19 protein-coding genes and 1 pseudogene are annotated in these 25,598 nt (G+C 52.1%); 10 read left to right on the top strand and 10 right to left on the bottom strand.

The window, feature by feature from the left end; genetic code table 11:
* The first annotated feature begins 270 nt into the window (after positions 1–270).
* From ACP97_RS02890 to ACP97_RS02860, 7 genes and pseudogenes are all read left to right on the top strand, one after another.
* On the top strand, positions 271–603 hold the full coding sequence (locus tag ACP97_RS02890) for a DMT family transporter (protein ID WP_049996329.1): 333 nt from the start codon (positions 271–273) through the stop codon (positions 601–603).
* Between the two features lie 95 nt (positions 604–698).
* On the top strand, positions 699–1,919 hold the full coding sequence (locus tag ACP97_RS02885; RefSeq protein ID WP_049996328.1) for a digeranylgeranylglycerophospholipid reductase: 1,221 nt from the start codon (positions 699–701) through the stop codon (positions 1,917–1,919).
* Positions 1,920–2,033: 114 nt separating this feature from the next.
* A pseudogene (locus tag ACP97_RS20710) lies at positions 2,034–2,246 on the top strand (transposase); the annotation flags it as partial.
* A 553-nt stretch (positions 2,247–2,799) separates the two neighbouring features.
* Positions 2,800–3,849 (top strand): hypothetical protein, encoded by a 1,050-nt coding sequence (locus tag ACP97_RS19675; protein WP_049996326.1) that lies wholly within the window; start codon positions 2,800–2,802, stop codon positions 3,847–3,849.
* On the top strand, positions 3,827–4,780 hold the full coding sequence (locus ACP97_RS02870) for a restriction endonuclease (protein WP_079977524.1): 954 nt from the start codon (positions 3,827–3,829) through the stop codon (positions 4,778–4,780). The genes ACP97_RS19675 and ACP97_RS02870 overlap by 23 nt, the downstream gene beginning before the upstream one ends.
* Positions 4,781–4,977: 197 nt before the next feature.
* On the top strand, positions 4,978–6,213 hold the full coding sequence (locus ACP97_RS02865; RefSeq protein ID WP_049996342.1) for an AAA family ATPase: 1,236 nt from the start codon (positions 4,978–4,980) through the stop codon (positions 6,211–6,213).
* Positions 6,210–7,961: a 5-methylcytosine restriction system specificity protein McrC gene (locus tag ACP97_RS02860; protein ID WP_049996324.1), complete on the top strand. Its 1,752-nt coding sequence runs from the start codon at positions 6,210–6,212 to the stop codon at positions 7,959–7,961. Before ACP97_RS02865 ends, ACP97_RS02860 begins: the two co-directional genes overlap by 4 nt.
* Positions 7,962–8,006: 45 nt before the next feature.
* Here the strand turns inward: ACP97_RS02860 and ACP97_RS02855 are convergent, their stop codons facing one another.
* The 3 genes from ACP97_RS02855 to ACP97_RS02845 are packed head-to-tail and all read right to left on the bottom strand — an operon-like array spanning position 8,007 to position 14,295.
* A complete protein-coding gene (locus ACP97_RS02855; protein WP_049996323.1) occupies positions 8,007–8,387 on the bottom strand; it encodes a hypothetical protein in 381 nt (126 codons plus the stop codon).
* 2 nt (positions 8,388–8,389) lie between these two features.
* The gene (locus ACP97_RS02850) at positions 8,390–11,101 is read right to left on the bottom strand and encodes a DUF1156 domain-containing protein (RefSeq protein ID WP_049996322.1); all 2,712 of its coding nucleotides are present in this window, start codon (positions 11,099–11,101) and stop codon (positions 8,390–8,392) included.
* Positions 11,098–14,295 (bottom strand): AAA family ATPase, encoded by a 3,198-nt coding sequence (locus tag ACP97_RS02845; protein WP_049996321.1) that lies wholly within the window; start codon positions 14,293–14,295, stop codon positions 11,098–11,100. Before ACP97_RS02845 ends, ACP97_RS02850 begins: the two co-directional genes overlap by 4 nt.
* A 147-nt stretch (positions 14,296–14,442) precedes the next feature.
* Here ACP97_RS02845 and ACP97_RS02840 point away from each other — a divergent pair, with 147 nt between their 5' ends.
* Entirely contained in the window at positions 14,443–16,230 is a 1,788-nt protein-coding gene (locus tag ACP97_RS02840; RefSeq protein ID WP_049996320.1) for a DEAD/DEAH box helicase, read from the top strand.
* The gene (locus ACP97_RS02835; protein WP_049996319.1) at positions 16,223–17,383 is read left to right on the top strand and encodes a hypothetical protein; all 1,161 of its coding nucleotides are present in this window, start codon (positions 16,223–16,225) and stop codon (positions 17,381–17,383) included. The genes ACP97_RS02840 and ACP97_RS02835 overlap by 8 nt, the downstream gene beginning before the upstream one ends.
* An 86-nt stretch (positions 17,384–17,469) precedes the next feature.
* On the opposite strand, the gene ACP97_RS02830 is transcribed toward ACP97_RS02835, so the two are convergent.
* The gene (locus ACP97_RS02830) at positions 17,470–19,125 is read right to left on the bottom strand and encodes a restriction endonuclease (protein WP_049996318.1); all 1,656 of its coding nucleotides are present in this window, start codon (positions 19,123–19,125) and stop codon (positions 17,470–17,472) included.
* A gap of 297 nt (positions 19,126–19,422) precedes the next feature.
* Here ACP97_RS02830 and ACP97_RS18920 point away from each other — a divergent pair, with 297 nt between their 5' ends.
* Positions 19,423–19,743 carry a DUF5783 family protein gene (locus tag ACP97_RS18920; RefSeq protein WP_079977523.1) on the top strand — a complete coding sequence of 107 codons (321 nt, stop codon included), beginning with the start codon at positions 19,423–19,425 and terminating at the stop codon, positions 19,741–19,743.
* Positions 19,744–19,866: 123 nt separating this feature from the next.
* Here ACP97_RS18920 and ACP97_RS02820 read toward each other — a convergent pair whose 3' ends face one another.
* The 6 genes from ACP97_RS02820 to ACP97_RS02800 all read right to left on the bottom strand — a co-directional run bounded on the left by ACP97_RS02820 (position 19,867) and on the right by ACP97_RS02800 (position 25,524).
* Positions 19,867–21,834, bottom strand: a complete 1,968-nt coding sequence (locus tag ACP97_RS02820; RefSeq protein WP_202593540.1) for a CocE/NonD family hydrolase — start codon at positions 21,832–21,834, stop codon at positions 19,867–19,869.
* A 91-nt stretch (positions 21,835–21,925) separates the two neighbouring features.
* Positions 21,926–22,102: a hypothetical protein gene (locus ACP97_RS19670; RefSeq protein ID WP_154019919.1), complete on the bottom strand. Its 177-nt coding sequence runs from the start codon at positions 22,100–22,102 to the stop codon at positions 21,926–21,928.
* A 225-nt stretch (positions 22,103–22,327) separates the two neighbouring features.
* Positions 22,328–23,158 (bottom strand): transcriptional regulator TbsP, encoded by an 831-nt coding sequence (tbsP, locus tag ACP97_RS02815; RefSeq protein ID WP_049996315.1) that lies wholly within the window; start codon positions 23,156–23,158, stop codon positions 22,328–22,330.
* Positions 23,159–23,396: 238 nt separating this feature from the next.
* Complete coding sequence (locus ACP97_RS02810) at positions 23,397–23,735, bottom strand: DUF6788 family protein (RefSeq protein WP_049996314.1); 339 nt, start codon at positions 23,733–23,735, stop codon at positions 23,397–23,399.
* A 115-nt stretch (positions 23,736–23,850) separates the two neighbouring features.
* Complete coding sequence (locus ACP97_RS02805) at positions 23,851–24,867, bottom strand: hypothetical protein (RefSeq protein ID WP_049996313.1); 1,017 nt, start codon at positions 24,865–24,867, stop codon at positions 23,851–23,853.
* Between the two features lie 426 nt (positions 24,868–25,293).
* Complete coding sequence (locus ACP97_RS02800; protein ID WP_049996312.1) at positions 25,294–25,524, bottom strand: hypothetical protein; 231 nt, start codon at positions 25,522–25,524, stop codon at positions 25,294–25,296.
* Between the last annotated feature and the right edge of the window lie 74 nt (positions 25,525–25,598).

The following is a 25,598-nucleotide window of genomic DNA, read 5'->3' as shown; positions in this document are numbered from 1 at the left end:
GCGTGTTGTAGCTTCCTTGATGGTCCGGCACAGTAGATGTGTGTCGGCTCCGCTCAGCGCGCTTTTTTTTTTTTCAAGCAGAAGACGGCATACGAGATCAGCCTCGGTCTCGTGGGCTCGGAGATGTGTATAAGAGACAGACCTTCTCCTCGTAACTTGAGAGCCCAAGTTCGCCCAGTACCGTCATCAATTGTTGTTGGGCACCCAAACGAATTGTAAGTGCTGTTTTGTTTCAATAGGCGTATATCGAAGACTTCGGGATATAGCGATATGCATCCGTACATGCTGCTCGCTGGTGCAATACTCTCCGAACTAATCGGGACAACTGCCCTCAAACTCTCCGAGGGATTTTCACAATCGATTCCAAGTATTGGTGTTGTCCTCGGGTACGGAGCGGCGTTCTATCTTCTCTCCCTGGCGTTAGATGAATTACCCATCGGTGTCGTCTATGGGACGTGGGCTGCGTTGGGGATCGTCGGTGTGGCAGGAATCGGTGCCGTTGTGTTTGACGAGCCAGTCGATTTGGCGGGCCTCCTCGGAATATCCCTCATTATTGGCGGCGTCTACTGTGTTACAGTCGTGTCACAGATGTCTGCCCTGTAAGAATGTCTAAAACTCATCATGTATGAGAAACAGCCGAAAAGTGCCACTGTGTTTCAACATCTTTTCGCCCGTGTTTGCACATTTGTGTACCAGCAATGCCCGATAGTTATGATGTGATTATCGCTGGGGCAGGCCCAGCGGGGGCACAGTGTGCGCGAGATCTGGCTGAGCGCGGCTACGAGGTCGTCGTTCTGGAAACCGAAGCAGAAGGTGAGTTCCCGGCTCAAAGCAACAAATCCACTGGCGGAACGTTTGCGTCGATGATGACCTCTTTCGGCATCCCGGACGACACAGTCATGCACGCGACTGAATCAGTGGTTCTCGAATCTCCAAATGAGCATTTCGTCCAAGGCCAGCCAGGCTTCGTCTTGGATTATGAGGCGTTCAAGGAGTTCCTTGTTGAGGATGGCCGCCACAAGGGTGCTGAGTATCGGTTTGATGCTCGTGTTCGTGACCCAATCGTCGAAGATGGTGATCTTGTCGGTATCCGTTATAATAGTGATCAGGAGGTCTCTGGCGAAATCATCATTGATGCTACGGGCCCGGCTGCACCACTGGCCAAAGATCTGGGGATAGCCAATCTTGAGCGAAAGAACCACGCGATTGGTATCGAATACTTCTTTGAGGGTGTCGATCTCGACCATCCCGATTTTGCTGACCTCACCGACGCGATGATGTTGCGGTTGGATCACAGATACGCCCCTGGGGGATACTCGTGGATTTTCCACACCGGTGGGGACAGAGCAAAAGTCGGAATCTGTCACATCCAGAACGAGCGCTATCGAGAGCACGCCACCCAAAATCGCACCGTTGACGGCCATCTCGAACATTGGCTTGATACTGATCCACGTTTCAAGAACGCCAGACGAGTCGCAGATAATCAAGTGCGGGGTTCGGCACATGTACAATTTCCTGGATCGATGAGTACCGACTCATTCATGGCGATTGGTGATACTGTGCCATCAGTTGATCCTATCTGGGGACAGGGAATCTACAAGTGTATGAAATCGGCTCGAGCAGCTGCAATGACAGCCGATCGTTGTCTGACGAGGAAAATCGACACCTCTGCTGAGGAGATGACAGTTTACGACGACCTATGGATGGATCAAGTAGCACCCAGACAAGACCGTCGTTTAATGATGATGAGGTTGCTATATCTTGCCTCAAACGAACGGTACGACCGGCTCATGCAGGACCTAAACAAGCTTCCTCGAGATATTCTTTCGGATATTAACGATGGGAACATGCGTGAGATCGTGAAACTGTTATATCCCAGTGATCTATCCTACCTCTGGAAATATTGGCGAGGAACGTAATCTATACTGTCACGCTCTTTAAGTAATACTTCTTTCAATAGTGGGCCAATCTCTGCCCAGCTTGGACGTTTTGCTATTAGCACCAACGTGGCTATGACTCCTAAGTCGCGCTGCTACAGATCGGTCAAACGATTCATGGCTTCGACGATCTCGAAGCATTTCGGACTACGGTTCTTCTACTTCGCGTTCGCCTGTCTGCTATACTCAATCAGGCGTGCGATCGATCTGCTCGTGCAGGTGCAGTTGACCGATGAATACAAGCATTCGCTCATTGTGACAGTCAACAATACACTGACGCTGTTGCAGAAGCGAACCGGAGTCGGATAGCACTCAGTAGTTCGGCCGAAAGCCGCAGTCTGAGCCACAGCTTTCTCCAGCGTGCCTCTCAGATGAGGCTCCATTCAGATCATCAACACGAATCGAACACTCGACCCCGACTCAGCAACTACCAATCCCGCAATTCCACAGTGATCATGCATCACAGACCATCTATACCCGCTGTAGTCTCATCTTCCAACTGATAGCATTGTGTATATAGCGTTCTATAGTTTATGATCGGTACTTCAGGAGCTACTGTGCTCAAGATGGCCGAAATCGACGGATTTGGCAGATCCCCGGTTTACTCGTGCTTAGTTCAATAAGCACACGTAGATTTATCCGCAGCCCCGCCCTCACCCACAGCCAACGCAATGCCACGGCCCAGAACCACGGTTACTCGGCCCGAAGGTGTGATTAGCGCTCGAAGCGGTCGTCAGGTGGCTTCGGACGCCGATGCAAGCCTGTCGGGGCCTCGCACTGGGCGGTTCACTACCAGCGAGAGGCCTGAGAATCAATCGTTCTCACGACAACTATTAAGAGACTTACCCAAGAAATAGTTCTCATGTTCCGTGATCTGGGAGTAGATGAACAAATTTCCTATCTTAAGGGTTGTCTTCCTCTTCGCCAGTTCGAAGACGTGACCTCTATGCATGAAGATTATACTGAAAATACTGTTGAGGAACTGATTAACGAAGGGAAGGATATACTACGACTCCAGATGAAGGAAGGGCGAGATCATTGGGAGTATCTTAAAGAGAATAGTGAGGTTGTAAGTGAAGAGGAATTGATGGAGAGATCATATCGTGAATTGCTATACTACTCTGTTGCTATGGGGAATTCAAACTTAGAAACCCACCCAATTCCGTGTTCCTTCAACGAAGATCATGAAATAGCTACTATCTTACAAAATGGGCAACATACTGTAGAACAGCTGAGAAACCGGATGATCGAAGAAGGCGGGGAAGGCGCTGAGGCAGCGCTCTCCGAGGTAGGAAGAAACATTTGGGATGTTTTAGAGGAACATCCTCAAGTTCGGTTTATACATTTTGAGGATAAAAACCACATTTATTTTGAATTTTGGATTAAGGCTAAGGAAGATAAAGTATTCCATGAAAGGATGGGAGAATTTGTAAACTTCCCTGATATAAGAAAGCTTGATTGCCGATTACATCTTGATGATGGTGTGATCGAACTTCGCGGGAGAAATGACCGCCATAAGGATCGTGAAAAAGTGCTCAACTACATTGAGCGGATTTTTGGTAATGAAACCGTATTGAACGCAGAATCGGATGATTTGGATATCACCGATTCCATAATTAGATATTTCATGAATCATCCAGATTTCATGACTATCCCTCATGCCAGTAAAGATGGGACTGCGGAGTCAAGTTGGACATCTGACTCGGATGTCCGGGACGATGATGAATATCCGAATCATCGCCCGCACAACTATGGAAACATGGTATTCAACTCAGATACGATTGGCCGTATCAGTTTCCAGTTGTCAGCGGATGATAACTCATACAGGATTTTTGACCAAAAAATAACGCCGGACAAACACCGACAAATATCCGAGTTCATTTGGAATAATGTCAACAATGCAAATATCTAAGGAGAACCTTTCATCTCCCTCAGTTACTCTTTCTATTCTAGAGCTAGGTCTACATGGCGGATTTATTGAGCAAGAGGATATAAACGAAGAACAATTAGATTTTTGCGAACAAACAGATTGGATAAAGAAAGTGGTCAGATTCAAGTGCGGAACTTGCAATAACTGGCACACTATCTCTCCAGGTGAAAAGATATGTTTGCAAACACAACAATCGGCAGATTCGATCGAAGAAAAGAAAGGATATCGGGTGATAGTAGATTCCCAGTTAGATCTGAAAATAGAGGAGGATTATGATCTTTTTCTCAAGGAATCATCATCATCGATTGAGACAGCCACGCTTCCTTATAAGTCGATAGTATTCGTCCCTGACGAAAACGACATGGTTTTCTCCGACAGAGCAGGCAGCACGATTGTATTACCTTTAGAAAAATTGCCAGAATTCGTTGATGAGACATCACGCAAAGATTTTATAGAAAATATCAACGAAAAAAGAAAACGCCTTGTAGACTGGGATCGGTTGGATCCGGAAGGTGGCGATTTTGAGAAAATTCTTTTTCGACTTATGAAAAGAGATGGGGATTATTTTAACGGAAAATGGGGAGGAAGTGGGCCTGACCAAGGGAAAGATGGGTTCTGCTCAATCGATCTTGGAGGACGTGAAACCAGAGTATTGGTTCAAGCCAAGTTCAACAATGAGGGCAGCGCGATAAATGATAGACAAGTAGAAAAATCATGCCGAAAGGCAGAGCGACACGATTGCCGTGGTGTGATTATTGGGACTGTAAAAACGAGTGGTGATCTGGAATCCGAATTTGAGGCAGGGACCCTACAATCCAAAAGCGTTCACTATCTCCGAATCTGGTCCGGCCCGGAAATCAAAGAAAAATTGTCCGAGCATCCCGATATCATCGCAGAACTGTTTCTAGAGTAATATCTGGCATCCAACGTGTTGTATAGAAACAGATGTTCTACAGGGTTGGTGGTCATTTCGACACATCGTGCCCATTCTTGCTTGGCCCATTCGTATTCGGTTGGTCGAAAGAGGAGAGTGACATGGCCGAACTCATTCAGAAGCGGTCCGTTCTCTACTGGATAGAGTTTAGTGCGTAGGCTATGAATCTCGTCAAAATGAGCTCCTCGACAAGTAGTTATACGGTAGAGGACGCCCAGAATGAACTGAGCGTTCTCCGTGAAGTCTCGAACAAGGTCGTCAGTGCAATCAAGGATGCCGAAAGCGATGAAGTCTTAAACTACCTTATCCGGGAACAGAAACTCGATGTCTACCACGAGGGTGAGCGAGGTATTGGACAAATCCGACGTGCTATTCTAAGATCCCCAAAAGCTTCGCACGATCTCAAGCAGCTCGTCAGCACTCGCCAAGACAATACCCCGAGCGACGTTCTCGTCCCTGAAACTGCCTACAAAAACGCCGTCACTGCCTTGCAGGTGGGAAAACCAGTCGTACTCTACGGTCCAACTGGGACCGGCAAGACGACATTTGCTAAGCAGCTTGCTTTGGATCAGAGTACCACTTACACGCTAAGCACGGCCGATCCGTCGTGGACAGCCAAAGAAATCATCGGCGGAATCGGACCGGATCTCTCACATAGTGGCGTCGGAGGGCGACTCAATTACCGTACAGAGCTCGGCTGTGTGACGGATGCGGCCAAGAAAGCCCAGGAATACGACATCGACTACTCGGTGATTATCGATGAGATAACCCGAGCGGACATCTCACAAATCTTCGGCCCACTCTACACAGCTATCGAAAATCGTCACCAAACCCTCATCGAGACGGACGACGGTGATCCGATCGAGCTCGATCCACGGGTGAGTATTATCTGTACGATGAACATGTCCGATCGAACCGTCAACGAGCTCGATAACGCTATCACACGACGCTTCGCTATGATCGAGATCGACGAATACAGCGAGGACAACCGTGCGACGCTGTTCAACGACTGGATCGATCAATTCCTTGGCGACATTCCGTTGATCGACGAGGATACCCTGTTCGAACTATTCGAGCAGGACTATCGGGGCATCAACGAGGGGTCGCGTACCTCCACCCGCGGGTCGATCATGCGGTTCGGGCCGATGCACTATCGCGATATCGCTGTCTTTCTCGGTAAAGCACTTCAGGACGATAAGCTCTATATGGACGATCCGGGAGAAGCGATCGGACAAGCATTCCGGACCTACATTGTCCCACGATTGCTGAACGCAGCAGCATACCCACAGATCGAGCAAATCAAGGAACACTACAATGCCCTCGATGAAGAGTTCGAGGACTACAACCTCGCGCCAGCAGCGGATTTGGCGGCACGCCAAGTCGAAGAAGAGCAACGCCGCATGGGGACATGAGCACCGCTCCGGACAGATACACCTACGGGCCAGACACTTTCGACATCCCCGAGCACGGCGAGATCGTCATTGAGGAGTGTCCAGAGACAATCACGGATCGTCTTCGGCAGGCACAATTCGACGAAGAGTCAGCGAACACGTTCATCAAGACACAGCGCCCGCTCGATGATCGAGACGCTATCGAAGTCGTCGAAGTGACCGTCAGCGGTACAGAAATACAGGTATCAGCCAACGATGTCGTCGGGCGGATCAGTCTCACTGCTGAAGCCAAGCTCAATATCAAACCCAAACTGCCGTGGCAGTCCGTCCTCGATATGCTGCTGGCGGTGTACAACCGCGGGCGCACGGTCGACTACCACGGTGTCCCCATCGAGCGCTTCCTCGCGGACGACATTGACCTCGAAGACATCTTCCCAATTCTCGCTACGAACTACCTCCAAGGAATCGAGACAATCCACCGCCGAGGATTCGTTCGGGATGTGGTTACCCAGCGCGTTGATCTCGAAGAACCACGCGGTCGGATTGATGTCGGTCAGACTCTCGTCAACCACGCTGAAGGCCGTCTCGCCCAGCACTGTGTGGTCAACGAGATCGAGCACGACAACCCCGTGAATTCGTTGCTACACTATGCGGGGACGATTCTGCTCCAGTTGTTCCGCGAGCACTCCGAACAGTACGATTACCCGGCATATCGGCACATCTTCTCCCAGATTCAACGCGAGGTCGACCACCTCGAACAGTTGGGCGTCACGAGTGACATTCGACGCTTGCCGGAGTACCGTGCGTTCCTGTTGAACGATCTCCCCAAACAGCGCCACTACTACGAACGTGCTGTCGACGTTGCGAAGGCGATCATCTCCTCCTCGATTGGAACGCCAATGAGTGGTGGAGCGCAGGAACTCTCTATCGACTACGTACTGAACATGGAGTCGCTGTTCGAGCAATACTCTCAGGTCGTCATTTCCTCTCAGCTTGAGCGTATCCAAGAATATGACGTGCTTGAGACGACGACGAACGTCTCAGCGACCCGTTCACCGAAAGTCGAACCGTTCGAGGGTGAGACGAATATCTACCACCAGCCCGACCACGCCATCGAGCGGGGCGACGACACGATAGCGGTGCTTGACTCGAAGTACTACGCCGAAGGGCACAGTCCAGTAACCGACTCTTCGGCCCGGTCACGGTTGTTCAGTTATGCGTATCTTCTCAATACTGACCGACTCGGCTTTCTCTGTCCACTCTTAGAACCCGTGCAGAGACAAGTCGTTCAGACGAACGCAGAGCTACAGGTGATCTCACCCGCTGAGGAGTTCTCGCTCGATACTTACAATAAGGCAGTTCACGAGTTCATCCATCGAGTGCTTGCTGAAGAGTACCCTACGCTCGAAGTATCCCGAGCGGTCAGCGAGAACGCTCTCTGCCTCGATGGAGTGAGCGAGAGTGCTCTCGACCGGATTGCCGACCCGAATGGCCCATTCGATTTCGGGAACATACGGCTGTTCACACTCCGAGTCCTCAAGCGAGCTGCCGACGAACTTTCAATAGAGGTCAACAACCGAAACGGGTTGGAGCAGAACGGAGAGTGGCTCCGCGAACAAATCAAAGTGCGATGCGAGAGCCGACCATCGTCTACGACAACCTGCGTACCTGTGTTTCGCCGTGAGAACGGTGAGGAATCGGTAGATCTCTATTTTGTCGAAGAGACGAGCAGAGACGTAGAGAAAGAAGGGCCCTTGAAGCTGCTGTGAACAAGCATTCGGGATCGATCCGTGCCCCGACTACATCGTCCTGTTTCAGAACGGAGCTACCAACCAGTCCCCCTGCTCTTTTCGCTCAAGTTGCGGACCAAAGACGTCCTGTAGCGAGTAGAGTTCGTCCTTGTAGCGAAGGTCGTAGGTTTTGCCTTGGCGGTGGAACGAGCCTTCGATGATGAATTGTACTGTTGGATTCTGGTATTCGAGATCGTTCGCTCGGCTATCCATCTCATCGGATAGTTCACGCGCTTTGTCGCCATCTTGGTAGGCCTCTCCGAGTCCGACGACACTCACCTGATCAGGAACAGTATCCTTCTGGAGACACTGAATGAATTCCTCAACCGGCATCTGATGGTCGAACGTCTCGTACTCTCCTTCGATGATGAGGTTGTATCCGGGGATTTGGCCTGGACCTGCCATGCTTAGTAACTCGTAATGTCGCGGTCGCCGAGCACTCGGGTATAGGTATCGTCGCCGGTCACGTCGGCGAGCCGCCCGGCGAGTTCGCGCAGGTCGTCATCGATGTCCCATTTCTCAACGTAGTTCTGCACAGCCTGCCCCTTCTCGTAGCGGTAGCGGAGGAACTGGAGCTTGTCAAGGTTCGAGAGGTGGTCGCCGCCGTCGCCGTTGACGCGCTCTTGGATGTACGCCTGGCGCTTCTCGTTATCCCACGTTCCGAGTTCGAAGCCGTCGTCCTGGTTGTAGAGACGCGTTTCCTTGAGTTCTTCTGGTTTGGCGTTTGTCCCGCGAGAGAGCTTGTTCACGTCGTCGTAGGAGACGTTCGACGTGTCGAGCAAGTCGATAAACACGTCTTCGACGCCAATGTCACTGGCCTCCTGGATGATGCCGTAGATCTCTTGGACGACCTCCTTCGCGGACATGATTTCGCCGTCGCGCTGCACCTTCCCGTGGTGCTTCGAGTACTCGCGGAAACACGCGCCCATCTCCATCACGCCGATGTCGCCGCGGGAGAGGTCACGGTTCTCTTCGAGTTGTTTGCGGGTTCGGCGGGCCGTGCGGTAGATATCGCGGCGGAGGGAGTTCCACGAGGATGGCTCTATTTCACCGACTGGGCGAGCGACGACAACAATGTCGAAAGAAACAGCTTCACCCTCAATGAATTTGCTAATATCTGCAGTTATTGGATACGTAGCAGTCACCTCGAAACCAGAGTCACAAAGGGATTCCAATAGTTCTCCCCACGACTCTGAATCACTATGATGATACGTGAATGCGAGAACACCATCCTGCTTTAGTGCAGTATGTAGGACTGAAAACGCCTGATTTAGTTCCGCTTCGAATGATTCTTCGTCTTTACCGAGGAAAGGATTCGCAACGATACTTTCCTCATTCGGAGTCCGATCTCCCTCAAACCACTCGTACTCCTCTTCGAGGAGTATCTTTTGCCAAACATAAAAGAAATCAGATATTTCTGAATAAATGATGTTATCATAGTATGGCGGATCGGTGAGTATCGCGTCGTACTCGTTCTCAGCATCAACATCTCGGATATCACCCTGTTTGATATCTTCTGGGCTGACGTTTTCGCCAACAGCGTGGCTGAACGTCTCGGTCTCAGTTGTCTCAGGTGAACTGAGTGAACTATTCCTTGGTACTCGGGGATACTCATCTGAATCTGGGTATTCAATATATCTCTCTGTGGGAGCGTTCCCCCATTCGACGCCTCGGATCACCATTTCCCACGTCGATTCAAAGGTTCCTGTACCATATTCAGCACCCCAAACATTACTTTCAGTAGGACGTGTTGGAGGATCAAATGCATTCGTTCTAAACAGATCACTTACCTGATTGGCCACTTGGCTGTAGCCAATCATCATCGTGTTCCTTCGTAGACAGTCTGTTAGCGCTAATAATAGGAATTCCTTTGAGTTCTGATTCTCCAGACCATCAATTTCACAGAGAAGTGTGCTGAGACAAAGTAGCTGACGTTCATTGAACATATCAGCCCATTTTTCATAACCGTGATCAAATAGAGGATTCCGAACAGCCGTCATATGTCCTTCCGGAATGTCTTCGGAGGGCACATATTCGTGTAGTTCTGGGCTTGATTCCCACTCCTCTTTGGCCTTCCTGAAGAGCTCTCTGTCTTCTTCTCTCACTGGCCGATAACCTTTCACCTCAGACTTGTCGTAACCGTGCTGATCGTCACACGTAGCACAGTGGTATTCGATTGCATAATATTTGAGATCATATCCACCCTGTTCTTCTATTGCATCTGTAATTCCATACTTCTGGCCACAATTCCTGCAAGTGTATTTGCTTCCACTAACCGTCCCTTCCTTCGGAACAAATGTATGCCCACAGTCCCCACAAGTAGACTCGCTTTGCCAATCCTCAATTAGAACAATCGATTCACAGTCCGGGCAGAATATGTGATATTTATCGTCATTCTCATATCGTCCTTTTGCAACCCGATAGTCCCCAAATAGTGAGACCGTTTCATTGCAAGAGACGCAGTCTATCTGTTTGGCCCAGAAACTGTTCATTACATCAGCATCGTGATCTTCTGAGTGATTCGGACAAGGAGTCTTATAATAACTTTTGAGCCTGTCCGAAATGGAATCTTCTATCGTTTTATAGTCATTTTTAAGAGAATTAACATCTGTTGATCCAGTATCCATCTCCTTCTTGGTAACAAACCAAGCAACAGGATTCAAATCACGCCCATGACATTCTACACCAAACCTAGACGCTTCTACTATTGATGTCCCACCACCCATAAATGGGTCTAGTATTTTTTTATCCTGTATCTGAACGTCTTTTGGATAGAGAGACCAAAGAGAGTCAGGCCGCTCATGGGAAACCGAATCTATAAGTTCTTGAATATCCAAATCGCCTGTTTGATAGTCACTGAGTTGAACATTCTGGCTGGGATCAAATACCTCTACGTCATTCGGGTTATCCAAAAGAGCGTGAAGCGAAATGGAACGGAAAACGCTCCCAAGACGACGAGCCCACCACTTGTGCATCGTATAGATGGGGCGGTACCATTGGCGAGCGCCTCCATATCCCTCCTTTTCTGCTATATCATTGAGTTGTTCAATAGGGAAACCGTTCTCAATCGGCAGTTTCTTTCGAACACTTTCCTCCGTCTGTTGTGAATCTTGACTCATTTCTGGAAGCTGATTTCGATTTTCAGGCTCGACGCCTCGTCCGGCATTTGCTCGAACAGATCCTGTACCTTCGTGTAGTCCTGCTCGGATCGCAACGTCAAACTCACCTGTGTTCGCTCGACATCGGCAGTTTCCTGAAGGGCACTTGGAACACCATCTCTGTCGGGCAACATGAAGGTGACGTCACCGTATTCGACGGCTCCCGTCTGATGGGTATCTCGCCACTTACTTCGCATTGCGGCGACATCGTCACCGTTGAACTCGAAGTGCCACGTCTCGGCATCAGCGTCGGCCTTCCGAAACGGATAGCCAGGCGTCCAGTCAGAGGCTCTATCCGAGCCGGTCGTGTTGACAACGTACTCGGGTTCGTCGTCCTTCCCGATGTTTTCCAAGAGGAACGTCCGCACCATGTACTCGGTGACGCTACTGTCGAACCGGTCAGCCACATTGTTCACAGTGAACTGGTCACCAGCCTCTAAACTCTCAATATACTCCAGAATCTGGTCACCGATCCGGTTGGAAACGGTCGGGACAATCGTCACCGATGTCGGATCTCGATCGCCAAGCGACCCCAGATACCGACCACTGACTTCGAGCACATAATCGTCCATCAAGAACCCGTTGACCGCTTCGCGGACAGCGGATTCGGTTTCATCGGGCGGCAGGAACACGCTTTCATTAGCGCGAATCTCGCCGATGATCGTATCGAGATTCGCGTCACCATCATCTACCTGCTCTTCAATACGGTCCTCTAGATAGGCCGCACCGACGACGGTCGCGCTACCGACATCGCGCAGCGCCGCGTCGGATTGGGGCTTGTTGAGAATCTCATTCCCGCGCACGATAGCGTACTGTTCCTCGCGGTTCAGCCGACCGATTGCACGCATCACGACATCGTGACTGTCGCCGTCGATCCAAATTTCTCCATCTTCGACGAGTTCCAACTCGAAGTCGCCGATATCAAGCGCCGTCATTCCACTGCCGAACCGCTGGCGCAACTCCTGCTCGATGTCATCGACGCCCCACAGGTCTACGTCGTCCTGCTGGACGAGCACTGTATCGAGAGAACTCCCCGATAGGTCGTCGCGGAATCCGCCAGAGTCACGAGCAAGCACCGGTTTGTCATCCAGCGCTTCGACGGTTGCATTCAAGACATCATTTGCGCTTCCGGGAATGGGAAGCTCTGGATCTCGAAGGAACTGCTCGTAGATTTCCTCAACCGAGATCTCACCACGTCGGCCCAGTAGATCCTCAACGATGGTCCAGATATGCGATTGAAGATCGAACGGGTCCGCCGCCGCGGAGTCAGCGATATTTGACGCGTCGAGTTCAGCCTCATCCAGAACGTAGACATCGAGATCCATCGGTGCTACTTTCTCCCACTCATAGAGGAGGTCGTCACCGTCGAGAACCTCACCGTAGAGGAGTTGGAGTTCCTCACGGAGTTCGTGCTCCTCCTGGTCTTTCATATCCTGAATTGAGCCACGGATCTCGTCATCAAGGGATTCGTCGGCAAGGACCTGCCTCGATCCTTCGATATAGCGTGCTTTGTCGATATAACGGGTTCCGGACTCGATGGCTTTCTCACCCGATGGTTGGATGAAGACGAGTGTATTGCGCCACTCGCGCCCACGGCCGTCGTTCGTGATAACATTCTTCACCTCTTCTTGGGCCCACTGATCGTCTTTCACGACGACCTTTACCTCGCGGTCGTCGGAGATGTCCTGCATATCGTTCGTTCGGAAGCCAACAGGATACGCATTTGACCCGAAAATGGCAGTTATGTAATCCGCTATCTCGGCCTTCGCAGAGGTTTCCGAGACATCAACCGCTGCATTTCGAATGAGTGCGTTCGGGTTCTGGCGGTCGCGGATTGCGTATTTCCCGTTAAGCTTGTGGAGGTGCCACGCAACACCGTGTAGGCGTTCAAGATTGAGCACTACATCGGAGACGAGATCGTCGGTCTGATACGCTCCTAGAACGATATCAGAAACCTCTGCACCCTCACCCTCACTGGGCTTCAGTGAATACAGGAGAATCGTATTCAGGATCCGACGTCCGTGGGGTACATCGTCATCATTGACTCGACTTTTGATGTCGCCTGTTGCCGCGTTCAGGCGCTCGTAATTGATTTTCGCCAATTCGTCCTCAAACTCGATGGCGTCGATATCACCGTGTGTGATCAGGTCCGTCTGATCCTGCATCTCAAGGAGGACTTTCGAGAAGAGGTAGATCATCCCGCGCGTGTTCTGGTTGCCCTCGTCGGCGTAGTACCGCGTTTCGAGCGCATCGAGAAGAACGGGATGGAATGGATAGAGTTCGTGCATGTCCGACAGCAGATCGTCGGGGAGATCAACGTGGTCGGACTGCTCGTAGGCTTCATAGTACCCATCGACGATTTCATCGGCACTATCCGCGGTGTCCTCGATCAGGCGGTGATGGAGGACATCACGCTTGTTCACCTGATTGTTCATGTTGACTTCGACAGCTTGCTCTCTGTTCAGGATATTGTGGACCTCGGAACCCTCACGGAGCACTGAAACAACAGTGTAGAGTTCGAGGTCCGAGAGCGCTGTCGATTCGAGGAGAGACTGTAGAAACCCTTGATTCGCGCTCTTTCGGTCGCCTTGAAGCGTGTCGAACCAGTCTTCGAGCTCGTCGACAAAGAACGCAATCGTCCGATCGCCGACAGCGTCCTGAATTGTCTGCATATCAGGGTAGCCACCCGAGTCATAGCTGCCAGGATCGTACTCCAGCGCTTCGAAAAACGGCTCCCAAAGGTGCTCGTACTGTTCGTTCTGCATCGCGACCGTGATTGGCGTCGCGGACTCTGGGAGTGCTGCTTCAAAGCCTTCAACCGAATCGCTAGCCCAATCGGCTGCAGCAGCAGGATCATCGAAGCAGTGATAGAGAGCCACCATCTGGTGAGATTTCCCGCTCCCATAGGGACCATAGAGGATATGAGTCCCTCGTGGATCATCCCCAGTCAACGAATCCCGCAAAATCGTCAGGGCTTCGCGCAACCCATTACTCATCAACGTTCGCTCGAAAAAGAGATTAGCATCCGATTCGAATTCCGAGTCCTCGTCGACGTTGTAGAGTTTTACTTGACCGTCAATTTGGCCCTCTTCGCGGAGTTCACGGCTCAGCGTAACCGTATCTGAAATCGTTCTTGATAGCGCGGTTTCGGCCATATGAATCGTATGTTGTGGGTGGATCAGACAGTACATAAAATCCGGGGACCGCCAACCAACAGAAATCCAGAGGTATTGTCGCTGTAAGAGGAAGGATAGACAGGATGCCACGTGATTTATACGTCTGTCAAGCAGTAACTCCGCGTAATGTCTGGGCACGACCTCGTGGACGTCGAAATTCACCACGAGGAGGTCGATGACCTCCCCCAACGGGTTGAGCAAGAGGCACACGAACAAAACGAGGATGTGTCGAATTCAGCGGAAGAAGCGCACCTTCGGACGATTCAGGCTGCCCGTCTGCACGCTGGACAGCCAGATACGGAGCTACGCTCACTTGTCGAACTCGACGAAGAAGGTGCGGTCAAACTACTGGAACACCAGGTTAGTGCCGCACACGAAGCGCTGTTCGAGATGAATGGGACAGCGTTGCTTGCCGATGAAGTCGGTCTCGGGAAGACCATCGAAGTCGGGATGATCCTCAAGGAGATGCGCTCCCGGGGAACGGACGACTCAGTCCTCGTTCTCACTCCTGCACAACTCGCTAAGCAGTGGCAGGGCGAACTGCTGGAGAAGTTTGGTCTCCAGTTCGTCTGTAACTACGACGACGAATTTGGGGGATTCGATGCTCATGACTACATCATTGCGAGTATCGATACCGCCAAGAGCGAACGCTACAAGGAAACCGTTCTTGACCGGCACTGGGATGTCGTGGTGCTCGACGAAGCCCACTACGTGAAAAACGAGGACACTGAGCGATATGCTCTGATCAACGATCTTCGGTATGACTATGCGTTTTTCCTCACTGCGACGCCGATTCAAAACGAGCTCACGGACCTCTACAACGTGATCTCGCTGCTCCGACCAGGATTATTCGGCACTCGCGATGCGTTCCATCATTACTTCACGAATTCAGGTCAGGAGACGCTCATCAATCGGGATGAGCTTCAACGACGGCTCAGCGAGGTGATGATCCGCAATCGGCGCGCTGAGACTGACGTCGACTTCACCGACCGGAACATCGATACGCGAACGTTTACTCCATCCGCGGACGAGCGTGCGCTGTACGATGCTGTTTCGGAGTACGTCAAAGGTGCATACGCCGAGAATCAAGGCCAGAAACTCGTCTTGATGCTCCTCCAGAAAGAGGTCGTGAGCAGTCCAGCCGCTCTTCGAGGCACCATCGAAAAGCAACTCAATAATCAATCGGAGCTGACGCACGCTGCGGAACTCGAATCAATTCTTGATCTCATCGATAGCATTGATACAGTCACAAAGCACGATCGGCTCTTAGAGATTGTTTCTGAAGCCAGAGAAAACATCGAGAAGGGACGCGTAGTGGTATTCACCCAGTTCCGGGCGACCCAACGCGAGTTGATCGAGAAGCTCACCGAGGGGGGTTTCACAACACATGTATTCCATGGCGGTCACTCCAGTGAGGAAAAAGAGGAAATCATCGAACGCTTTCGCGACGATGGCGGTGTACTCGTCTCGACTGATGCGATGAACGAAGGACGAAATCTCCAGTTCTGCAATCTCATGGTCAACTATGACCTGCCATGGAATCCGATGAAAGTCGAACAGCGGATCGGACGCATCCATCGTATCGGACAAGATCGAGAGGTCTACATCTTTAATCTCGCACTGAATGATACGATTGAGGAGTACGTCCTCGAGCGCCTCTATGATAAAATCGACCTGTTTCAACAAACCGTCGGCAAACTGAGTACCGTTCTCAGTCGTCTCGAAGAGTCTGGAACGAATTTCGAGGACGAGATATTTGAGCGATTGGTCGACGCGGATTCGGCTGTAGAGCTGGAGAATGACTTCGATACAATGGCTGTCGACCTCGAAGAGCAGCAAGATCTCGCTGACAAGGTGGACCAGTTCAACAATACGGTATTCGAGGGATTCGACCTTGGTGCAAGCGATGCCTGATGGAGCGCTCTCGATCACGGAGCGAGCCGTCGAGCAGTTCACCGAGCAGTACCTTTCAGCACTTGGCGCAGAGATTACAGTCGACGGTGATCAATGGGATGTGTCGCTTCCCCCGGAGGCAGATACGATACTCGATATCAACGGTGCAACGCTACTGCTCGGAAGCGACTCCGGTGAGTCCGAGAATGGAGAGATTCCAGTACATCCAGAGAGTCAGTTCGTTCAGGAGATGCTGGCAGAGGCAAAGAAGAAACAGGCGATTGGCTTCACTGCTTTCACGACCGAAAACACTGAGATAGCACTCCCATCCTGGATTACCGGCGGGGAGTTCACGGTCGAAAGTGCCGATTTCGCTCCATACTATGATCGTGAGGCGCTTTGTGTGCTCTTTGACGTTGGTATTGAAACAGTGAGCGAGTACCAACACGAACTCCTCCGCCCGGTGGCTGTCGATCTAAGAACGAACGAAATACTCGATGGACTCGCCGGGACATATCTGGAGGCTACTACCCTCGATAACTCTCAGCTCCAGCCTGCCACAGGGAGTTACGATGCAGAAAGCATTGACACTGCGTTAGCGACAGCCCGTGAAGCGATTGAGCAGGAAGTCGCTCCCATTGTCACGGAGACGCGGGAGAAAGCCTCCAGGGCTGCCGATGTCGAGTTGAGCGAATACCGGCAGCTACAGGAACAGCGTATCGGCGAACTCGCAGAGGAGATCAGTACACTTGAGGAACAAGTCAGTCGGCTCAGCGAGACGATTGAGCAGACTACCGACCACGAAGAACGTATTGAGGCACTCCGCGAACGAAAATGGGTGCGGCACAAGCGCGATGAATTCGAAGAAGAACAGGCTGAACTGACGACCGCACGCGATGAAGGATTTCCCGAAAAGCATCGAGAAGTGTATGACCGGCATTCTCTCAGCGTTACAATTGAACCCGCAGCGGTAACCATCGTCTCATTTGAGAAGGGAGAAATCGATATCGGCATTTGCGATGGGAACCATTCTCAGTCATTACGACTACCATATGGAACTGGTGTCGGAATTACTGAAAAATCGAAATGTGAGCAGTGTGGAGACCCGCTCAGCGCGGACAATCCTGGCTCGCTCTCGAAGAGTGGTCTTATCGGAGAAGGGTGCTGTAAGTAGACGCGAGAATGACAGTATAATGTCGAGAATAGCTACTCCCACTTCTGCGCTTTCAGATTTATCTGATGCTCTCCATCACTCGACAATTACATTGTCTTGTAAACCATCTCTTTGATGAACTGCGTCATATTCTCAAACTCAGCATCAATATCATCCTCCGAATCGGCCCCTGATTCGTTATAAAACGTATGTTGCCCGTCAACGACAAACTCTCCCTGATCAGTCTGAATATAGAATTCACGCTTTATGAACCCCTTTTCCATACGAATTGAAGTAATCGTATCATATGGGATCGTCCTAATAGCATCCTCACCGGCGTGGCCAATTAGGAGAGCTACTCGGCGGTTCGTTGCGATAAGATAGCCGCCATTGTCGGGCTCCAGACTTTCTTGTGGCGTTGTGACCGAATCAACTCGGAACATGAAATGTGGTTGCTCATCCTTAGCCAGATAGTAGATTGGGGCCTGACCGAGTGTCTGAGGATGACTTATCCCTGGTTGTTGCTTTGTGAGGCGATTCCGTGTCACCAATTTACCCGTTGAATTATCAACAAGTTTAGACACGTAAATGTCAGATATGTGGTCTGTACTCTGAGGAACTTGCTGTGGAGAGGTGTATTTGCCAACCGGTTCGTCGCGCCGGTGGTTCTGTGAGTTTGTGGACAACCCACCGGAGATCTTTTCGGCTTCCGTCGATGCGTATTTCGTAACTAGCTCACGCGCGTCAAGCTGATCGATTAGTCTAATTAGGTCATTACCGTCGATGAGTTTGACATTTAGTTGCTTCGCGGTAGCTGTAGCTTGTTTAGAAAATTGGCCAGTAGTCACGATGATAACAGCATCTACGTTGTCCTCTTGCTGATGAAGGCTCGAATACTGCTGTACGTCCGGCGCGCCAACGTGGTTTTTCTCACCGTAGCGCTTTGCTTGGATGAGTTGTTTCTGTTCGAATGGTGCATACTTGACTGCGACAATATCTATACCACCATCTCGAGTAGCATCCGATACGGTCGCTTCCCATCCTTGTCGCTCCCACAGATCAGCAATCAGTTTCTCAAACTCGTAGCTGTCTATCTTGCGTAGTTGCTCAATGAGACTTTCACTAGGGGAATGTGACTCTCTCGTGGTTGCTGTTTGTGATTCTGACAATTCTACAGATGGTTCAGTGGTATCAGCGATACCCGCTGCGGAGTCTAGCCAAATCGGCCTCAGCGAATCCAGTTCAAACGTATCACTCGCATCTTCAGAAGTGCTGTCGCGTTGTGTAGCAATGTAGTCTCTGATCTCAAAAATTTCCTCACTCTGGACTGAGTTCGTGACGTAGAACTCGATTGTTCCACCGGAGAACTGGATTTTGATTAGGTGTTTCAACATGCCTGCTGAGCACTGGACATCATCAATGTCGGAATACCGTAACACATTACCGCGATCGCCGTTTTCGGTACCGATAAGGAAGAGAAGTCTTGTATCTGTAACGACTAACAAATGCCGGTAATTCCCACTTGATGTAAAGTTGTTGTTATTCATAGAGACACCTTTCTGTAAATTTGGGAAGATTGCATGAGGAGATTCCCCGTCAGTCAGTAAGCTCGCTATCGTGTGGTCTGCGAGGTAACCTGTCTGAGCGAATCCCACTGTTGTTGAAGTCAACGCCTTGCCGGAGACCGAGTCACCAATAGCATTGTCAACCATATCGCTGATCGCTGGATCGTACGACCTGTCCTCAGTTCCGAAGATTCCCATTGAGACGATAATTTACCAGGCTAGTACTTGAATCTGAAGGGTGTCACCTAGTCAAATATTTGTTATTTCTTCAGCCGGTATGCGGTTATCGAGCGCTTGATAGCCTCCCGATCTCTTCTAAGGCTTTCTCCTTGGTGGCTATCTGATTAGTGGTTACATCAGCTGTTCGATATCCGCCTAGGAATAATTAGATAACTATCGACGGACGTGCTCATACAGGTAGGCCACTACGTGACAGAAGAGCGATCTGATGAACCTCACCCAATCGTTTACCCGATAGCTGTTCTACACATGTCCATGACTACGTTCGATCCCGAGAAATTCGAGGAGAAGTACGTCCACTATTTCGATGAACTGCAGGAGGCGTACAAGAACGCCTACCAGCACATGCATGACCGGTATGACTCGACTCTCCTTCGCTTGATTGACCGCCAAGTGCTCGACGAGAGCGAGCCGTTCTATGAGGGTGATGATGAATTTCGTATTGAACTCCCAGACAATCCTCATGATCGTGTTCAAGACATACCTGATGAGGAGAAGTTTGATATCATCCTTGACGAGTTTATTACTCAAATAGAAACTGAGTTGCAGCGAGTCTTTGAGTTTGAAACCAAGTGAGCTAGGAGTGTCCAGAAGATACTCCTTCTTGAGAATCTGTTTGCCCTCCGCGTTTGTAATCGTGTCGCCGTCGTTGTTCCAGATCGCAGGCCCGAACTCTAGAATAGACGACACTGATCTAATTCAATCGGAAAACGCTGATTCAAGGGCTGACTCCCCGTCAACAACTGGTATGCGCACTGAACTGCGCTTGAGATCGAGCATTATCTTGACGCGCGTTTCGGGCGGTTGTAACATTCCATGACCAGGGTCAGTCGACAGGAGCACAATGCCGAGCCGGTTGCCGGCCTTAAAGACTCGGTCGGTCGCTTGCAGATTAAATTCAAGATGATAGGGGCGTCTCGGCGGATGGAGGGCGAACGTCTCACTGACTGACTTGCGGTTTTGCGGGTCCATCCAGCCCCGGTTGACAATATCAGCCTCGCCGTTTTCGTTATACTCGACCAGCAGTACCGTGACATTCGCTGCCGGCTCATCGAACGAGAGCGTTAGGTCTGGAAAAACAGTCCCGCTGACCCGAACATCCTCATTGAGTGGTTCGGTAGTATAGACAAGCCGGTGGTCGGATTCGTCGGCCTCAGCGTGGCTCTGGATGTAAATTTCGGGATCGTCAACGAGACTTTCCTCAACTGGTTTGCCGGTTGGATGCTCAAGCGTAAGCCCACCTTGTGTCCGCCCACCGGACGTGAAATTGATGTCGACATGCTCAGTTTCCGGGTGGGGCCAGTCAGTCTCGGTAGTCAACGAGCCATCTTCGCGCTCAATCGTGATGGGCGATTCGTCCATGACGCTATTGTCAACGCCAAAGAGCCAGTAAGTGTACCAGCGATTGAGCAGATCGACCCAAGGCTCCTCATCAACGCCCCGCCGGATCGGGTCGTCGTGTCCCCCCTGGTGGAGCCACATTCGGTACGGTACAGTATTTTCTCTAAGTTCGTTTACGAGCTTGTATGCATTCGATGTCTCGACGTTGAAGTCGTAGATACCGTGACAAATTAGCACGCCAGCGTCGATATTTTCGACATCCGGGAGGTAGTTACGCTCATCCCACCAATCATTGTAGTTGCCAGTAGTACGGTCCTGCCCTTCTTCGACAAGCTCTCGAGCTGAATCACAGTCCACACCGTCCTCTCGACTCATAATATAATCGAAGAGCCCGCCCATATCTAGGTTTGATGCAACATGTCCGTTCGCGCGGTAGTAGTCGTACCAGTTGGAAATCGCGGCAATCGGTACGATTGCTTCGAGGCCATCAACGCCAGTTGCGGCGACGCCGTTGGCCAATGTCCCGTTGTACGAGATACCCATGATAGCGGTCTTCCCGGTCGTCCAGTCCGCGTCGTACTTCTCGCCGCCATCCCGCATGTCGTACGCGTCCGCACGGCCGTTCAGCCAGTCGACAACTGTCTTGATCCCCTCGATCTCAGTCGGGCCGCCGACATCAGGACAACCCGTTGACTGCTCAGTCCCAATCGACGCGGGATAAGCCCAGATGAACCCGCACTGTAACAGGTACTCTTCAAAGAACTCCGGGCCGATATTAGGGCCGTCTCGACCAGTGAATTCCGCCAGGTGGGAGTAGTCCTCGTAGACTTTTCGGGACCGGCCCTCAACTCCTTCTTCGAGATCCCGTCCGGGTTTATCAGGCTCGTACAGCTCCTTCTCAGGTGAATAGCCCCATGCAGGCTGATCTTCTCCGTAATACGGGCTAGGTTCCATAACAACCGGCAGTTGCAGGTCGCTATCCAGAGTGGACTCAGGCCGGGCGACCTCAACGTGCACTCGGTCGGGTTCGCCCGACCCGTCTGTGTCGAGCGACGTCTCAACCCAGTAATCCTCTCGGATTACGTCCTCATCGGCGAAAACAGGCTGGGCTTTACCGTTCTCAAATGTTGGTCTATTGTCAGTTGCCGCAGCTGGGATAGTACCTAAAGTGGTCCCAACGCCCGTTGCTGCGGTGGTTCTCAAAATCTGCCGCCGAGTGATCCATCTATTGTGGTCGGTTTGCTTCTGGCGCTCTTTTCGTGCCATATTGAGTTGTTTTAAATCTTCACCTCTTAGTTCTTCCCCAATTGATGGGTTTTTTGTCATTTTGAGTCCTCGGATAACTATAAGCATCAGCTGCAAGACCCCGCGTTCGCCAATCTCTGGGTGAATCGTAACTCGCTTACCGCTGGATCGCTCACTTGCCGACCTCGCAGATCTCGTTGCCGAGCACTTCAGCGACTATCGACACTCTGACGAGTTCAAGTTTCAGGAGGGAGGCACCCGCACCACCGTGCTCGCCGTGGCGCTCGCTTCGCTCGCTCTCCCGGTGGTCGCCCGGCTGCGCTGCTGCGACGATATCGCGCGTGCTCACTCCGCACGGTTTCAACTTACTGGCTCCGGCGCTTCACGCCGTCGCCACCGCAACCGTGTCAGCACCGCTGAAGAATCCCGGCTTGGAGGACCGGCCAAAGCCCGACCGCGTACTCATGGAGCGCCCGCCCATCTCCACGGTCCTGCTCGCGCACAGCGCGCTCTGTGAGTTTTGTTGATAAAAATAGAGAGGGCTACCCTCGAAGAGCCGCTCGATACATACCTGTTAGGCTGGAACCGCCGATAGCAACTCCCAAACTACACTCGGCAATTCTTCGATATCCGCTTCTCGGAGACGCTCATCGCCCACCAGCAAGCGCAACCGTGGCCGCCCAATATCGATCGGCACTTTCTCCGTCTCAAGCAATCCCTGTTCTTCGAGGCGAGTTTTCGTCCGCGAAAACGTCGCCTTGCTCGCCACACCGGTGTCCTCGCCCCATTTCGAGATGTCGTACAGCAGCTTCTCATGTCTGGCTGCCACGAGCAAACTCACTCCCACCTCGTCCAGAACGGTCTCATCGCGCGTACTCCCGAGCGAGTCCAATACTGCCTGGAAGTCCGATTCGACCTCCGAACCGAACTCCTCGCCAAGCGACTGCTCGACACGCGAGCGTGCCGGCGTCCGCAGATCGAACTTGTCGCCGCCCTCCCACACGCTGCTCCAGCGCTCGCGCGCCGCTTCGACGAATTCCGCATCGTCAGTCCCGAGTGCGCCGACGAGTCCTTCTGATATTATAATCGATACCACCGTCTCATCGGTCACCAACAGCGTATTCTCTAAGTCCTCTGTGGCTGCCCGTATTTCGAGTATCTCTGCCTCGATCAACTCCGCTGCCGTGCTTGCCAGCACGAAATCATCCCGGAGCCATTTCAGTACGTCTTCGTCAACGAGCAAGCGTACTTCCGGTGACTCTTCACTCTCGGTGAGTATTTCGACGAGTCCACTCGTTGCCTGTTCGCTGAAGTTGACCGCGAGAATTTCCCCAACCTCTCCATCGAGAAGGGCGCGAAGACTCTCATCGACGGACGTCTCTATACTGTGTGATGCTGTGGTCATACAGTATCAGTAAGCGATGAAGCTATATCCACATTGTGCCATTATCTTAGTTCACTCGACCATGCATCAATAGGATAGAGGTTCACACGCGACGGGTTCGGGATTCGCTCACTTCGCCAACAATCTATCACAAAAACTCAATCGGGCCTCACCAGTGGCCGGGCCGGCTGCTGAACATCCTTATGTAATTTTTCGTGGGAAGTAAATGGGGATTGTTACACAAGGCGCGGCGGCCCGCTCATGGTTTCCCGAGATACTCCGAGGTGAGCGTTCCGTCCTCGCGGTAGTAACGATAGAGATACGGCCCATGCTTCTCGCCGTCGGTCATGCACGCACATGACTCGTCGCCACAGGTCACCATCTCCTCGACCACGGTTCCCTGCCCGTGGGTGGATTCGTCAACTGGCTCGGCTTCTTCAGGAAGATCGCCTTCTTCGACCGGCCGCTCTCTCCACGCGAGCAACTCCTCGATGTACTTGCGGGTCTCTGCGAGCGTCTCGCTGTCCTGTTTGGGCAGGCCTTCGGCGAGGTACTTCGGCAACTGCCCCGGAGGGACCGGCGGGTCCTGTTCGACCATGGTTGCCTTATGTAACAGTCGAGGGCGCATAAAGCCACCGAGTGTTACATAAGATAAACGGCACTCCACGGCGATGAAAGCCGATCACCGGGCACGAACTCATAGAACTCTCGTTTCAGCCTTGTTCTGGTTGCGTCTCGAACGAACTCCCCGGCGAGAACTCAGTCAGTTCCTCGATCTCTTGTTCCAACCGCTCGACTTCCTGGCGGAGGACATCTGCTTCGGGATCGTCGCTGACCGCCACCCGGTCTTTGAGTCCCTGCAAGCGCGTTTCCTTGCGCTCTTCGTCCACCTCGGCCTTGCGTACGTACTCGCTTTCGCTCACGTCGTAGACGTCTAATTCGGACACTGGGACGACATCCAGTGCTTCCTTGACCTTGCTCCGGTCGACGCCGAGCAGTTGCTCGCGGCCGATGCCCGTATCTGCGAACGCTTCGAGCACTTCCTCGTCGTCTTTCAGCGAGCGGTTTCGGCGCGTCGTTCGCTGGACCGACCCATACTGACCGTGCAGCGGCCGGTCGTGCCCGACACGCTCCAAGAGGACGTCGGTCACGTCCTTTCGAAGGTCGTTGGCGTTGCGCTGGACGTCCGACAATAAGGTGTAGAGATTCACCAGTACGGGCGTGTCGACGCTTTCGAGAGCGGTCATGTCCTCGCGTTCGAGCGCGTCGATCAGCAAGAGCATATCCGAATACACGTCGATTTCGGGCTCTTCGCGCTCGCTATCCTGTTCGTTGTCCGCACCCGCTGTCATCGACAGGTGCGGTGCATCGTCGAGCACGGCGTTTTCGTCGGCTTCTTCGAGTTCGGTCAGCGTGTTCTCGCGTTCATCAAGCACGTAGCGCGGGTGGAGTGCAAGCACCGCCGCGTACGGTTCGGCTTTCGGTGGGAGGCGTTCGAGCTCGTAGCCGTCGACGGCGTCGCGTGTGTGCTCAGCGAGTGCTCCGAACTGCTCGCGTTGCAGCGGTTGTGAGTCACCCGAATCGATGTCTTCGATGATGATGCGCTGATCTTGGACATCGGTGATGCGGAATCGCTTCGAAGCCAATGGCGTGATCAGCGTCGCCTCTTCAGGAAGTTCCTCGCAACGCTCGATCAGCGTGCCCCACGTCGCACTGAACGGAATCGCCATACATCCCACTCAGAGAGGCGCTGTCTAAAGAGCCGTGGCCCACACACCCGCTTCCGAGTGTAAGTCCGGCTTCTTCCGTATTCCGAGTCCATCAACCGTCGATCTAGATGCTCCCCCGCTCCGGCTAAGAGAAGCCACTCAGTTCAGGGATCGATCTCGTAGTGTGCGATCTCGGTCGAGGCGCAGAGTGGGCATGACTCAGCCTCCGGTTCGACGTTCGCCCCGCAGTTGCGGCACTCGACAACGGACTCCTGTGTCGAGTGTGAGAGCATCCGTTTGACTGTCTGTATCATGAAAGGGAAAGAGAGCGTGTGACAGCGCTCTTTCGAGGTCCAGACTGTGGTCCTCGGCGTAGATAGCTCTCAGCTGATTATAGAAGCTTTCGAAGCGCACTGAAAGTGAACTCTCCCCATTTCGAGGTGCTGGTCACTCGTCAGTTGGGGTAATGCGAACCTGCTCGTCGGCGAAGTAGATGTATCCACGGCTTTCGAGCCGGGCGAGCGCGTCTTGGGCGTCCGCTTCGGTGAACCGCTCAACGTTGGTGATCACGTCGGAGGCCTCGTCTCGCGGAAGGGCTTCGCCGGTCCCGCCGGCCGCTTCCGTCAACAGCGCGAGCGTGTCTTCGGCGAACGGCGGTATCCGCCGCTCTTCATCCATATGAGTTGTTTTAGCCGGCTGTATATCAATCTGTATCAGCCACGAGCGCCCTTTGGAGAAGCCGATCCACTACT

The organism is Halococcus sediminicola, assembly GCF_000755245.1.
GTDB lineage: Archaea > Halobacteriota > Halobacteria > Halobacteriales > Halococcaceae > Halococcus > Halococcus sediminicola.
The sequence above is the reverse complement of the archived record's forward strand: the minus strand, read 5'-3'. Positions and strand labels throughout refer to the sequence as shown.